We start from the raw sequence: 12,625 nt of genomic DNA on the forward strand, positions 1-12,625 counted from the left end.
AGGAAAAAAATGAAAAAAGTGGTTTTGGCCTCTATTATTGCAGCAACTAGTCTAATTGCAGCAAGTGATAAACAAATAGAAGATTTTTACTCAGAAGTTTTTAAAAATCAAAATATCGATGGTGTTAATGTAAAAGTCGTAGAACGCACTAAAATTTTAGATGATATAGAAAAAGTAAGCTTAAAATTTAGCAAAGGGGATATGTCTCAAGAAGATGTGACTTTTGTTAAGGGCGATCTTATGTTTCCTGATGTTGTAAATTTAAAGGAGCAAAAGTCTTATTTGGCTGAAGAAAAAAAGGTAATCGCAGAAAAAGCAGCACTTGATTTAGTAAAATCACTAGCTAAAATTTATAAAAATGAAGACAAAGCAAATGTTATAACTCTTGGCAATGATAGCAAAAAGCCAACTCTTATCATGTTTTCAGATCCTGAATGCCCATATTGTAGAGCCGAGCTAGCAAAGATCGAGACAACACTAAAAGATAGCAACGTTGAGATCGTCCTAACTCCAGTGCATGACATCTCATCACTTCAAAAAAGCTCGCTAATCTACAAAGATGCAAAAGCTGCTAAGAGTGACAGCGATAAGGTTAAAATTTTAAGAAAATACTACGCTGAAGACTACAATGTAGATGATAAGAGCGTTAGCAAAGATGATGTCGCAAAGATCGATAATCTCCGCAAAAAATACTTTGCAGCTGGCGTTAGATCAGTGCCATTTATCGTAAATAAAAGCGATCTAAAATAACATTTTCTAGGGAGATCTCCCTAGAATTTCTACTACAAATAAATTTCATAAATTTAAAGTATATTTAACTATATTTTTAATAAATACTTAACATTCGTAATTAAACTTTTATATTTACTTTGCTTAACTTATAAATATGCTAAATTTACATAGTTTAACTTTAGGGTACTAAAATGCCCTAAAATGGACTATTTGCGATATTTTAGAAATTCTAAATATGCAAATTTTACATATTAATGAACCAAATTTCTCAAAAATTTTTGAGGCATAAGGAGAAAAAATGCAAGGATCAAGAAGAGATTTTCTTAAAAAATCTCTAAAAGTCGGTGCTGCCAGCGGAGTACTCGCAGTCTCAGCCGTAGCAAAAGTGACTAGCGATGACTTGGCTCCTGATGACAATGGCGTTGTCGTAGGCAAGTCTAACAAAAAAGAGGTGCTTTATAAAAAAAGCAAGAACTGGGAAACCTACTATAAAATCGCATACTAAGGGAGATAACCATGAGTGATGCACGTATAGGAAGACGTTCATTTTTAAAGCTAGCCGCACTAGGTGCAGGCACTACAATGGCTTTTGGACAAAATGATACGATAAGACACGCTAGCGCAGAGGAGATAAAAGATCCTTTCCCTGGCTCAAAAAAGGTTAGAACTATTTGTTCTATTTGCTCAGCAGGCTGTGGTATCGAGGCTGAGGTACAAGATGGTGTTTGGGTTCGTCAAGATATGGCGATGTTTCACCCGATATCTCAAGGCTCACACTGCTCAAAAGGTATCGATCAGATCGACCTTACACACAGCAAACAACGCATCAAATATCCTATGAAAAAAGTTGATGGCAAATGGCAAAGAATTTCATGGGATCAAGCTGTAAATGAGATCGGCGATAAGATGCTTCAGATCCGCAAAGAAGACGGTCCTGATAGCGTTATATTCTTAGGATCTGCGAAATTTAACAACGAGCAAGCATATTACTTTAGAAAATTTGCTGCGTTTTGGGGCACAAACAGCAACGACCACGTAGCAAGAATTTGACATAGCGCAACAGTCGCCGGTGTGGCGAATACTTGGGGTTATGGCGCGATGACAAACCACTTTGGAGATATGGCTGCAAATTCAAAATGTATATTTATAATAGGTGCAAACCCAGCTGTGGCAAATCCAGTTGGCGGTATGAAGCACACTTTGCAAGCAAAAGATAGAAACAACGCAAAGGTGATCGTAGCTGATCCAAATTTTACAAAATCAGCCGCACACGCTGATCTATACCTAAGACAAAGATCAGGCACAGATATAGCGCTTGTTTATGGACTTATCCACATCATCTTAAAAAATGGCTGGGAAGATAAAGAATTTATAAAAAATAGAACTTACGGCATCGACGAGATAGCAAAAGAGGCTGAGCACTGGACACCAGAGGTCACATCTGACGTTACAGGTGTGCCAGTTGATAAGCTGATAGAGGCTGCAAATATCCTAGCTCACACAAAACCAGGCACAGTGATCTGGGCACTTGGTATCACACAGCACTCAGTTGGTAGCTCAAATACGAGAATTTTACCTATTTTGCAACTAATCCTAGGCAACATGGGCAAATCAGGTGGCGGCTGTAACATCATCCGTGGTCACGACAACGTTCAAGGCTCAACCGATATGTGTAACCTCTCAGATAGCTTGCCGATGTATTACGGACTAACTGACGCAGCTTGGAAGTATTACTGCCAAGGCTGGGGCGTTGATTATGACGAGTTTGTAAAACGCTTTGCAGTCTCAACCAAAGAGCCAAAACAAGGTGGCACACCAGTTAAAAACACTGTTTTTGAAGAGTATTACTACCACGATCCTAAAAATCCAGAGGATAGAAACTGGAGAAATGAAAAAGGCTGGTCACTTTCAAAATGGTGGCAAGGCGTCTTAAAAGAGGAAAATACCTTTAGCAGTGGCGCGTTAAGAGTTCTTTGGGTTCAAGGAACTGGCCTTACATCTATGGCGCACCTAGCTAAAATTCAAGAAGCAGCTTCAAAACTAGATATGATCGTAGTTGCTGAGCCATTTGTAAATGAAATTTCTATCCTTTCAGATAGAAAAGATGGCGTTTATATCTTGCCAGTGGCAACTGCCTTTGAAAATGAAGGTCACCTAAACGCTACAAACCGCTCAGGTCAGTGGAGAACAAAAGTCGTTGACCCACTTTATGAGAGCAAGGGCGATCACGAAGTAATGTTTGCATTTGCTAAGAAATTTGGCTTTTACGATGAATATGTAAAAGGCATGAAGATGGCTGTTGTAGATAGAGAGCTAAAACAAGTTAAAGATGACTTTGTATGGCCAGATGATGCAACAAATGAGATAGCAAGGGTTGGAAATTCTATCGGTTATGGCGGCAGAACTGCTGAGATGTTTAGACGTCACCAAGCAAACTGGGATAAATTTGACCCAGATACACTAATGGGTCTTGGTGGCGAAGTAAAAGGTGAGTACTACGGCAAGCCGTGGCCAGCATGGGATGAAAAACACCCTGGCACACCGATACTTTATGATATGAGTAAGTCTTATGCAGAGGGCGGCTCTGGCTTTAGAAACCGCTTTGGCTTAGAGCATAACGGCGTTAGTCAGCTAGCTAGCGAAGAGGCAACTTTAGTTGGCTCAGCCATAAAAGGTGGCTACCCACAAATCACAAAAGAGAATATAGAAAAAGTCTTAGGCATAACTCTAACTGAAGAAGAGAAAGCTAAGATGGGACCAAGCTGGAGCATGGATTATAGTGGTATTATCTTTGAAAAATGTCGTGAAAAAGGCGTTGTTCCTTATGGTAACGCAAGAGCTAGAGCCATTGTTTGGGAATTTCTCGATCCTATTCCAAAACATAGAGAGCCTATCCACTCACCACGCTGGGATCTTGTTCAAAAGTATCCAACATTTGAAGATCAGGCTAGAAATTTCCGTGTTGCTACTAAATATAAATCAGAGCAACAAGCAAAAGACTGGTCAAAAGAGTTCCCTATCGTGTTTAGTACTCAACGCGTCGTAAACCTAAGTGGTGCTGGTATGATCGAAAGAACGAGTAAATATCTCTCAGCTATTACACCTGAGATGTTTGCTAACGTTCACCCTGAGCTTGCTTTAAAACACGGCATAAAAGACCGCGACATGATGTGGATCCACAGTCCACAAGGTACGAAGATAAAAGTGAGATGTTATCACAGCTATATGGTAACTCCAGATAGAATTTGTATGCCTTACAACTTTGCTGGTGTTATGCAAGGTGTTGATCTTTCAGATCGCTATCCAGAGGGCACTAAGCCTTATGTTATCGGCGAGAGCTCCAACACGATCACAAACTACGGATTTGATCCTGTTACTCAAATATCAGAGTTTAACGCGGGCCTATGCCGCATAGAAAGGGCTGAAGAAGATAAATTTGCAAAATCGTTTTTCCATGAGTATGGCGAGAGAGACGCCACTGGTAAAGAGTAAGGAGAGATAAAATGGCAAGAATGAAATTTTTCGTAGATACTAATAGATGTATTAGTTGTTATGGGTGTCAAGTAGCTTGCTCTTCTGCTCACGAGCTTCCGGTTGGAATTTATAGAAGAAAGGTCATCACGCTTCATGATGGCATAGAAGGTAAAGAGGTCTCGACTACCATCGCATGCCAACACTGTACTGATGCACCTTGCGAGCAAGTTTGTCCAGTAGATTGTTTTTACATTAGAGCTGATGGTATCGTGCTTCACGATAAAGATAAATGCATAGGCTGTGGATACTGCCTATATGCTTGTCCATTTGGTGCACCACAGTTCCCTAAAGATGGAGCATTTGGCATAAAAGGTGTAATGGATAAATGTACTATGTGTGCAGGTGGTCCAGAGCCAACAAACTCGCACGAAGAGAGAGAGCTTTATGGCCAAAACAGAATGGCTGAGGGTAAAATACCTATGTGTGCGGCAGTTTGTGCTACAAATGCACTTTTGGTTGGTGATGCAGCCGATGTGTCAAATGTATACCGCAAACGCGTTATGCTAAGAAATACAGGATTAAACGTATAACACTAAGGAGGGCGCTTGCTCTCCTTTTAAATTTATAAAATTTAAATTATTTTTTATGATTTTTATAATCTAAAATTTCATCAATAATTTTTCTTATCTATTGAAATTATCAAAAATATATAACTTTTTTATCCCGATATGAAATTTTACTCTGATCCTCTAAAGCCCTAAATTTAGGTAAAGTTGATTATTAGATTGTAAAAAATATTATTTATACTTTCAATTTACATTCTTTTATGATAATCGTTTTTATTTTAATCAAAGTAAAGCATTGGTAATATTTCACTTTAAAATAATCTCACAGGTGGTTTAATTAATGAATAAAATTTTTAAATTTATGCTTATCATGCTACTGCCTATCTGGCTTGTGGCAAAAAATGACGACTATACACAAGTCGCAGCTCAGATAAAAGAGTCATTACAAAAAGTAATAACAGAGTATAGAGCTGGCAACGTCGAGCAAGCAGTTAGCGATACTCAAAATGCTTATTTTGGTCTGTTTGAAGATGTCGAAGCTGGCATCAGAATAAATTTAGGTCAGAAAAAAGCTTACTCTATGGAGAAACAGTTTGGCGAGATCAGAAAGGCGATAAAAGCTGGCGAAGCACCAGATGATGTGCAAAAAAGAATAGATCAGATAAATAGCGAAATCGCTGAAGTTTTGCCAGTTATTTTAAATGGTCATAAGCTTGTTGGTGAGTACTCAGACAGCCCAGCACAAGCTGCTGCAAGTGGCTATGACACTTCTAAATTTATCCCTGAGTGGAAGGTGGCATTTGAAAATTTATCAGCTGCTCTAGATAAAGCTATAGCAAGCTACGAGGGCGATAAACAAGATGATGCTAAAAATTCTATCCAAGATGCTAAATTTAATGATTATAGAAACACTCAACTTGAAATCGCCGTTCGCCAATATATAGAAAATGGCAAAAGCATAGATGCTGACATCCAAAGAAAGATGGGTGAAGCGATCAGTGGCATCACAAATGGCATAAGCAAAGATGACTTTAAAGTAAAGCTAGAAGAGATCAAAAAGTTAGCTTATGATGCCGTTGCAAAACTTCCAGCTGAAACAGTAAAACTAGCAAAAGTTGATATGAGCAGTGCAGTATCTAGCGATAGCAGCGAAGATAGTGGCACAGACTACACTCAAACTGTTAAAAACATAAATGACAAAATTCAAGCAGCCATCGCGCTTTACAAAGGTGGCAATAGTGCTAAAGCTATGGGCGATATCCAAGACATCTACTTTGATGAGTTTGAAGGTAGCGGCATGGAGAACAAAGTAGGTGCGATAGATGTAAATTTAAAAACAGCTATCGAAGCTACATTTGGTAACCTTGTAGCCCTTATGAAATCAGGTGCAGACGAAAAAACACTTGAAGAGAGTGCAAGCAAGATGTCATCTCAGCTAGCAGCTGCACTTGAGAAAACTAGCGGTTCAAGCTCACCTTGGACGCTATTTATCTGGGCACTAACTATCATCTTAAGAGAGGGTTTTGAGGCTCTTATCATCGTTGCAGCCGTCGTTGCATATCTTGTAAAAACTGGCAATGCTAAACAAATGGGCAAGGTCGTATATAGCTCAGTCGGCGTGGCTGTCATCTTAAGCTTTGTCATGGCTTGGATAATGAACATCATCTTTGGCGAGGCAGCAGGTCAAAAAAGAGAGCTTATGGAAGGCATCACGATGCTTGTTGCTGTGGGACTTCTATTTTATGTTGGCTTCTGGCTTCTTTCAAATGCTGGCGCTAAAAAATGGAACGACTACATCAAATCTCACGTATCTGAGTCTATCTCAAGTGGCTCAAGCACGGCGCTTTGGTGGACTGTATTTTTAGCGGTATTTAGAGAGGGCGCTGAGACAGTGCTATTTTATCAAGCACTTATCTTTGATGCAAAAGACTCAGCTGGCTACTCAATGATCGCAGCTGGCTTTGTCGTAGGTCTTATCGTTCTTTTAATAGTCTATTTCTTATTTAAAATTTTCGCTGTTAAAATTCCTATTAAGCAATTTTTTATATTTACATCAGCTATCATCTTTTACATGTCGATCGTCTTTGTTGGCAAGGGCGTTGGCGAGCTAGTTGAGGGCAAAATTTTCATCCCAACTATCATAAAAGGACTAAATTTCCCTGACTGGATGAGAGACTGGCTAGGACTTATGCCATATTACGAGAGTTTAGTACCTCAAATCATTATGGTGCTTGCCCTAATTATAGGCATTGTTATCATGAAATCAAAACAAAATAAAAACTAATCTTATTTAAAGGAGAGGATATGAATAAAATTCTTAGTTCAGCTCTAGCACTTAGCCTAGCAGCTGGTTTTGCACTTGCTGGAGAGCACCCAATCGGCGAGCCTGTAGAGGCTAATGGCATGGAGATAGCTGCTGTTTATCTTGAGCCAATCGACATGGAGCCAAAAGGCGTTGATCTAGCTCCAAGCTTAGCTGATCTTCACCTAGAAGCTGACATCCACGCTGTAAAAGGCAACAAAAACGGCTTTGGCGAAGGCGAGTGGATCCCATATCTAAAGATCAACTATGAGCTAAAAAACCTTGATAATGGTAAAACTAAAAAAGGTACATTTATGCCGATGGTTGCAAGTGATGGCCCACACTACGGCGCTAACGTAAAAATGGATACAGGTGTTGGTAACTATGAGCTTAAATTTCACATCGACAATCCAGAAAAACAAGGCTTTGGTCGCCACGCTGACAAAGAGACTGGTGTTGGTAAATGGTTTGAGCCTTTCACAACAACTTATAAATTTCAATGGACAGGTGGTCCTGTTAAATAATCACTTTGGGGCTTTCTCGCCCCTTTTTAAAAATTCTCATAGGGTTTAGTTATGTCAATTTACTTCTATCAGGTCTTTTTAGCCCTCCTTGGATTTACGCTTTTTGCTGCCTTAAATAACAATGGCAAAAGTTTAAAAACGATCTTTTTACCGTCATTTCTTGGTGTTGTTGCTGGTGTACTTATCTTTAAAGCTGCTCGTCATGCGCTTGTTGATGACCAGTTTAAAATTTTCATAGATTCTGTGACACTGGTTTTTCTACTCATTAGCATTTTATGGATATTTTTCGAGCTTAAGATAGCAAAAATCGTAACGTTTTTTATTTTAGGCATCGGCTTTGGCTTTGGCTATAGCTCAAGCAGTGTGTTATTCCCACTATTTGGTGGCGAACTGCTTGACACGCTTTCAGTCATAAGCTTCTTTTTGATGATCTTTGCGATGATCTTGATACTATTTTTATTTTTCTTCATTTCAAATTTAAAAGCAAGCATCCCATCATCAATAGCTAAAATTTTAGCTCTTATCACATTAGTATTTTTACTAGTTGATAGAAGCTCACAAACTGCACTTGAGCTTTTACGTGCAGGCGCTTTAAAGATAAGTAGCGAGCTAAATTCTCAAATTTTATCTATCAGCGCAAAAGGCATCTACGTCACAGAATTTAGTGCCTATTTTTACATAGTAGTGATTCTTCTTTTATGCATCATCGCGCTTTGCTTTGTGCCAAAGAGTATCGATAAGAGCACGTTTGGCTCTATCAAATACCGCTTTACAAAAGCCATTAGAGAAAATGTCTTTGACAATGCAAAATTTGCATTTTGCAGCGTTTTAATAGCGCTTGGATTTTCACTTTATTTTGATCTTTACGCATCTCGCCCACCTCAAATTTCAGAGCCGGTCTTGGTTGAGCCAGTGGGAGATAAATTTATATTTGATGTTGATATGCTAAAAGATAATGAACTTCACAGATTTGCCTACATCACAGATGAGGGTAAACAGATAAGATTTTTCTTACTAAACCGCTTTAGTGACCGCCCATCTCCAGTCATCGTCTTTGACTCGTGTATGATCTGCGGCGACATGGGCTATATCAAGAAAGGAAACGACCTTATCTGCATCTCTTGTAACGTCAGAATTTTCTTACCGTCAGTTGGCAAAGAGGGTGGTTGTAACCCGATCCCTATGGCATTTACCTTTGATGGTAAAAATATCATAGTTGATTACAAAACGATCGTCGCAGGGGCAAACTACTTTAGCAAGGTCGTCGAAAAGATGGTGCTTGACCCAGTTAGTCGCAAAAAGGTGAGCAATCTTGATTCAAGATCATATTTATACTACGGACGCACATATTTCTTTGAGAGCAACGAAACTCAGGCGAAATTTGAAGCAAATCCAGAAAAATATGTAGAAACAAATGGAACGTTAAAATGAAAAATATGCAACTAAGAATGATAAAAAGCTCGATCACGGGCTCAAAGGTGCAAAAGACGATGGCCTTTATCACTATCTTGCTAGCTGCTCTTTTGATAGCTTGCATGCTAAATATCACGCTAAAAATCGGCGATCAAGTAGCAACCGAGCTTAGAGGATATGGCTCAAATATCGTTGTTTTACCGCGCGGTGAGAGTTTAAGCATCGAGATCGAGGGTAAAAATTTCACTCCACTAAAATCACAAAATTTACTCCCAGAGGCTGATATCTACAAGATAAAAGAGATCTTTTGGAGAAACAATATCGTTGCTTTTGCGCCGTTTTTAGAAGCAAAAGTTAAAGATGAAAAAGGAATTGAATTCGCTTTTGAAGGAACCTATTTTGATAAAAATATCGGTCTAAAAGATGAGCCAGAATTTAGCACAGGCGTTAAGAGCTTGTATGGATTTTGGGGCGTTGAGGGTGTTTGGCCAAAAGATGAAAGTATGGATGAAATTTTAGTTGGCGAAGAACTTTCTAAGGCTAAAAATTTAAAGGTTGGCGACGAGCTTAGCCTTGTGGGCAAAAATGGTACAAGAGAGGTTAAAATAGTTGGAATTTTAAAAGGAGCTAGTGACGAGACGCATAAGCTAGTTGGCTCATTAAAGCTTGCTGGAGATCTTTCAGGTCACGCTGGCTCATATACAAAGGCTGAAGTCTCAGCTATGACGATCCCAGAAAATGACCTATCGTTAAAAGCAAGAAGAAATTTAGACAATCTTGATAGCGCAGAGTACGATAAATGGTACTGCTCAGCCTACGCTGGCTCGATCGCATTTCAGATAGAAGAAAATTTACCAAATGTTAGCGCAAAGGCAAGCCTTCAAGTAAGCGATGCAGAGAGTAACATTGTAAAGAAAATTCAAAGCCTAATGGGCATTGTTAGCATCATCGCTCTTGTAGTCTCAGCTATCGGTATAACGTCGCTAATGACAAGTGAAATTTACCGCCGTAAGAAAGAGATCGGTCTTTTAAAAGCCATAGGCGCAAGTAACTTTGAAATTTACGCCCTTTTTGCTAGCGAAAGCCTTGTGGTTGCATTTTTTGCGGGCATCACTGGAGCATTTTTAGGATATGCGCTAAGCTACGCGATGTCTTACATCATATTTTCTCACGGTATAGGCATAGCTTGGATCGTGCTGCCAATCAGCGTGGCATTTGCCCTGCTTATCTCAGTCGTTGGCTCGCTAATGCCAATGAGAAACGTCATAAATTTACTACCTGCGGAGGTGCTATATGACCGCAAATAGCAAATTCTTTTACAATACAATTTATAAAAGTTTAAAAAACGGCTCATCAAGAGTGATGGTCATCGTGATCTCTATCTTACTTGGAGCATGCGTGTGTGCTGCGTTTGTCAATGTCTATCTTGACATTGACTCAAAGGTCTCACGTGAGCTAAAAACTTATGGTGCAAATATGATCTTTGCTCCAAAAGATATGGCTACAAGTGATGATATGAGTGAAAAAACTTACAATGAAATGATCGCTAAAGTGCCAAAAGACAAGCTTCTTGGTGAGAGCGGTTATCTCTTTGCTCAGGCAAATATCGGTCCAACAAACGCTATCGTCATGGGAACAAAATTTAGCAATCTAAAAAAAGTTAAACCATTTTTAGATGTTAGAGATGGAACGATGATAAATGTCGATTTTGACGATAAAAACGTGCTAATAGGCGTCGATCTAGCTCGTCAGGCTGGCTTTAAAGCAGGCGATGATATAGAAATTCGTGCCATTGGCTCAAATGAGAGCATAAATGTAAAGATAAAAGGCGTAGTCGCAAGCGGCGATAAAGAGGATGCACTTTTGATCACGTCACTATCTTTGGCTCAAAAAATTTCAAATAAAGCTGGCAAAATAAACTATGCTGAAGCTGTTGTGCTTGGTAACTTTTATGAGATAACATCGCTCGCAAAGACTATAAGCAATGATGAAATAGCTGCAAAACCAGTGGCAAAGGTCTCAAAGTCTGAGGGATATATTTTGGAGAAAATAAAGCTATTAATGGCACTTGTTAGCCTTGTTATTTTGCTCATTACTTCAATGTGCGTAAACACAACGCTTAGTGCTATCTTGCTCTCTCGCTCAAAGGAAATCGCACTTCTTAGAGCCATAGGTGCAAGCAAAAAAGATGTACTAAATCTATTTGGTTTTGAAACATTTGTGACAGCGCTCATCTCAGCATTAGTTGGTGCATTTTTAGGATATTTACTAGCTCAAATTTTAGGTTATGCGATATTTGATTCTAGTATTGATTTTAGAATTTTAAGCATCCCAGTAGCTGTGATAATATCGCTTTTATTTGCAGCGATCGCAGCATTTTATCCGATCAAACGGGCACTTAATAACAAAATGGCAGATACATTAAGAGGAGAATGATATGCAAAATGCACTAGAATTAAAAAATATTTGTAAAATTTTTGGCGATGTTAAAGCACTTGATGATATAAATTTTGAGGTTAAAAAAGGTGAGTGGGTCAGCGTAATGGGACCAAGTGGTAGTGGTAAGAGTACGCTTGTAAATATCCTTTCTCTAATGGATACTCCAAGCAGTGGTACTTATATGCTCGGTGGGGATGACGCGAGCAATCTAAATGCTGATGATACACTTAAATTTAGACGTGAAAAGATCGGTCTTATTTTTCAGCAGTTTCACTTAGTACCATATCTTAGTGCGCTTGAAAACGTGATGATCGCTCAGTACTATCACAGCTCAGTTGATGAAGAGGACGCTAAAAAGGCACTCGAGGCAGTTGGTCTTTCACATAGGCTAACGCACAGACCAAGTCAGCTAAGTGGTGGTGAGCAACAACGCCTTTGTATCGCGCGCTCGCTCATAAACGATCCTGAAATTTTAATAGCAGATGAGCCAACTGGTAACCTTGATGAAGCAAATGAAAGAGTTATACTTGATCTATTTTGCAAGCTAAGGAAAGATGGAAAAACTATTCTTCTAGTAACTCACAACCCTGATCTTGGCGAGTATGGCGATAAGATCGTCTATCTAAGACATGGTAAGCTAGAAAAAATTCGCACTATTGAAAATCCAAAGGTACCAAATGAGATATAAAATTTTATTTTTATGTCTAGTCTCAGCCCTAGTTATGGGCTGCGTCAAGCAGTACGAAAAGCATCATATCACGCTAAATGACTCAAGCGGCATTGATACGCAGTTTTTTCCAACAGAAAAGAGGCTAAAGATAGGCGATAAGCCATATATGCTATTTTTCTTTGGTACGGACTGTGGAGTGTGCAAGGCCGCTATACCTGATCTAAATACACTTGAAAAAGAGTATGGTAAAGAGGTTCAATTCATTGGTGTTTTAGGACCTAGTAAAGGCTTTGATAAAGATATTGAGCTTTTAAAAGAGCACAACATTACCTTTAAAACTACGAGCGATAAGGTTTCAGTTGATTACTTTAGCAAGGCAGTTGGTGGCGTCATGGGCGTGCCAGTTATCTATTTTTTTGATAAAGATGGTAAGATGCGATCAAAATTTATCGGTCTTACACCAAAAAGCGTACTTGAAAGTGCTATAAGATCGCTCTTGTAGGAG

11 protein-coding genes and 1 pseudogene are annotated in these 12,625 nt (G+C 39.1%); all 12 read left to right on the top strand.

Annotated features, from left to right (window positions below):
- Window positions 1–9: 9 nt before the first annotated feature.
- A complete protein-coding gene (locus tag CCON33237_RS01795) occupies window positions 10–750 on the top strand; it encodes a thioredoxin domain-containing protein (RefSeq protein ID WP_054196138.1) in 741 nt (246 codons plus the stop codon).
- 280 nt (window positions 751–1,030) lie between these two features.
- Complete coding sequence (locus CCON33237_RS01800; RefSeq protein WP_004317725.1) at window positions 1,031–1,237, top strand: twin-arginine translocation signal domain-containing protein; 207 nt, start codon at window positions 1,031–1,033, stop codon at window positions 1,235–1,237.
- Between the two features lie 77 nt (window positions 1,238–1,314).
- Window positions 1,315–1,509: pseudogene (locus CCON33237_RS09815) on the top strand (hypothetical protein); the annotation flags it as partial.
- A 60-nt stretch (window positions 1,510–1,569) separates the two neighbouring features.
- Window positions 1,570–4,224 carry a formate dehydrogenase subunit alpha gene (locus CCON33237_RS01810; RefSeq protein ID WP_234402274.1) on the top strand — a complete coding sequence of 885 codons (2,655 nt, stop codon included), beginning with the start codon at window positions 1,570–1,572 and terminating at the stop codon, window positions 4,222–4,224.
- An 11-nt stretch (window positions 4,225–4,235) separates the two neighbouring features.
- Window positions 4,236–4,796 (top strand): formate dehydrogenase FDH3 subunit beta, encoded by a 561-nt coding sequence (fdh3B, locus tag CCON33237_RS01815; RefSeq protein WP_054196140.1) that lies wholly within the window; start codon window positions 4,236–4,238, stop codon window positions 4,794–4,796.
- A 316-nt stretch (window positions 4,797–5,112) separates the two neighbouring features.
- Window positions 5,113–7,056: an FTR1 family iron permease gene (locus tag CCON33237_RS01820; protein ID WP_054196141.1), complete on the top strand. Its 1,944-nt coding sequence runs from the start codon at window positions 5,113–5,115 to the stop codon at window positions 7,054–7,056.
- A 20-nt stretch (window positions 7,057–7,076) separates the two neighbouring features.
- Window positions 7,077–7,598: an iron transporter gene (locus CCON33237_RS01825; RefSeq protein WP_009294901.1), complete on the top strand. Its 522-nt coding sequence runs from the start codon at window positions 7,077–7,079 to the stop codon at window positions 7,596–7,598.
- Between the two features lie 51 nt (window positions 7,599–7,649).
- The gene (locus tag CCON33237_RS01830) at window positions 7,650–9,029 is read left to right on the top strand and encodes a Fe-S-containing protein (protein WP_054196142.1); all 1,380 of its coding nucleotides are present in this window, start codon (window positions 7,650–7,652) and stop codon (window positions 9,027–9,029) included.
- A complete protein-coding gene (locus tag CCON33237_RS01835; protein WP_054196143.1) occupies window positions 9,026–10,318 on the top strand; it encodes an ABC transporter permease in 1,293 nt (430 codons plus the stop codon). Before CCON33237_RS01830 ends, CCON33237_RS01835 begins: the two co-directional genes overlap by 4 nt.
- On the top strand, window positions 10,305–11,447 hold the full coding sequence (locus CCON33237_RS01840; RefSeq protein ID WP_054196144.1) for an ABC transporter permease: 1,143 nt from the start codon (window positions 10,305–10,307) through the stop codon (window positions 11,445–11,447). The genes CCON33237_RS01835 and CCON33237_RS01840 overlap by 14 nt, the downstream gene beginning before the upstream one ends.
- A 1-nt stretch (window position 11,448) precedes the next feature.
- A complete protein-coding gene (locus CCON33237_RS01845) occupies window positions 11,449–12,138 on the top strand; it encodes an ABC transporter ATP-binding protein (RefSeq protein ID WP_054196145.1) in 690 nt (229 codons plus the stop codon).
- Window positions 12,128–12,622, top strand: a complete 495-nt coding sequence (locus tag CCON33237_RS01850) for a TlpA family protein disulfide reductase (RefSeq protein ID WP_021090806.1) — start codon at window positions 12,128–12,130, stop codon at window positions 12,620–12,622. Before CCON33237_RS01845 ends, CCON33237_RS01850 begins: the two co-directional genes overlap by 11 nt.
- Window positions 12,623–12,625 lie beyond the last annotated feature (3 nt).

The organism is Campylobacter concisus (assembly GCF_001298465.1).
Classification (GTDB): Bacteria; Campylobacterota; Campylobacteria; order Campylobacterales; family Campylobacteraceae; genus Campylobacter_A; species Campylobacter_A concisus.

Excerpts from the sequence above, each read along its gene's own strand:
- CCON33237_RS01795 (WP_054196138.1), top strand. The coding sequence starts at position 10 with ATGAAAAAAGTGGTTTTGGCCTCTATTATTGCAGCAACTAGTCTAATT.
- CCON33237_RS01800 (WP_004317725.1), top strand. The coding sequence starts at position 1,031 with ATGCAAGGATCAAGAAGAGATTTTCTTAAAAAATCTCTAAAAGTCGGT.
- fdh3B (WP_054196140.1), top strand. The coding sequence starts at position 4,236 with ATGGCAAGAATGAAATTTTTCGTAGATACTAATAGATGTATTAGTTGT.
- CCON33237_RS01820 (WP_054196141.1), top strand. The coding sequence starts at position 5,113 with ATGAATAAAATTTTTAAATTTATGCTTATCATGCTACTGCCTATCTGG.
- CCON33237_RS01825 (WP_009294901.1), top strand. The coding sequence starts at position 7,077 with ATGAATAAAATTCTTAGTTCAGCTCTAGCACTTAGCCTAGCAGCTGGT.
- CCON33237_RS01830 (WP_054196142.1), top strand. The coding sequence starts at position 7,650 with ATGTCAATTTACTTCTATCAGGTCTTTTTAGCCCTCCTTGGATTTACG.
- CCON33237_RS01835 (WP_054196143.1), top strand. The coding sequence starts at position 9,026 with ATGAAAAATATGCAACTAAGAATGATAAAAAGCTCGATCACGGGCTCA.
- CCON33237_RS01840 (WP_054196144.1), top strand. The coding sequence starts at position 10,305 with ATGACCGCAAATAGCAAATTCTTTTACAATACAATTTATAAAAGTTTA.
- CCON33237_RS01845 (WP_054196145.1), top strand. The coding sequence starts at position 11,449 with ATGCAAAATGCACTAGAATTAAAAAATATTTGTAAAATTTTTGGCGAT.
- CCON33237_RS01850 (WP_021090806.1), top strand. The coding sequence starts at position 12,128 with ATGAGATATAAAATTTTATTTTTATGTCTAGTCTCAGCCCTAGTTATG.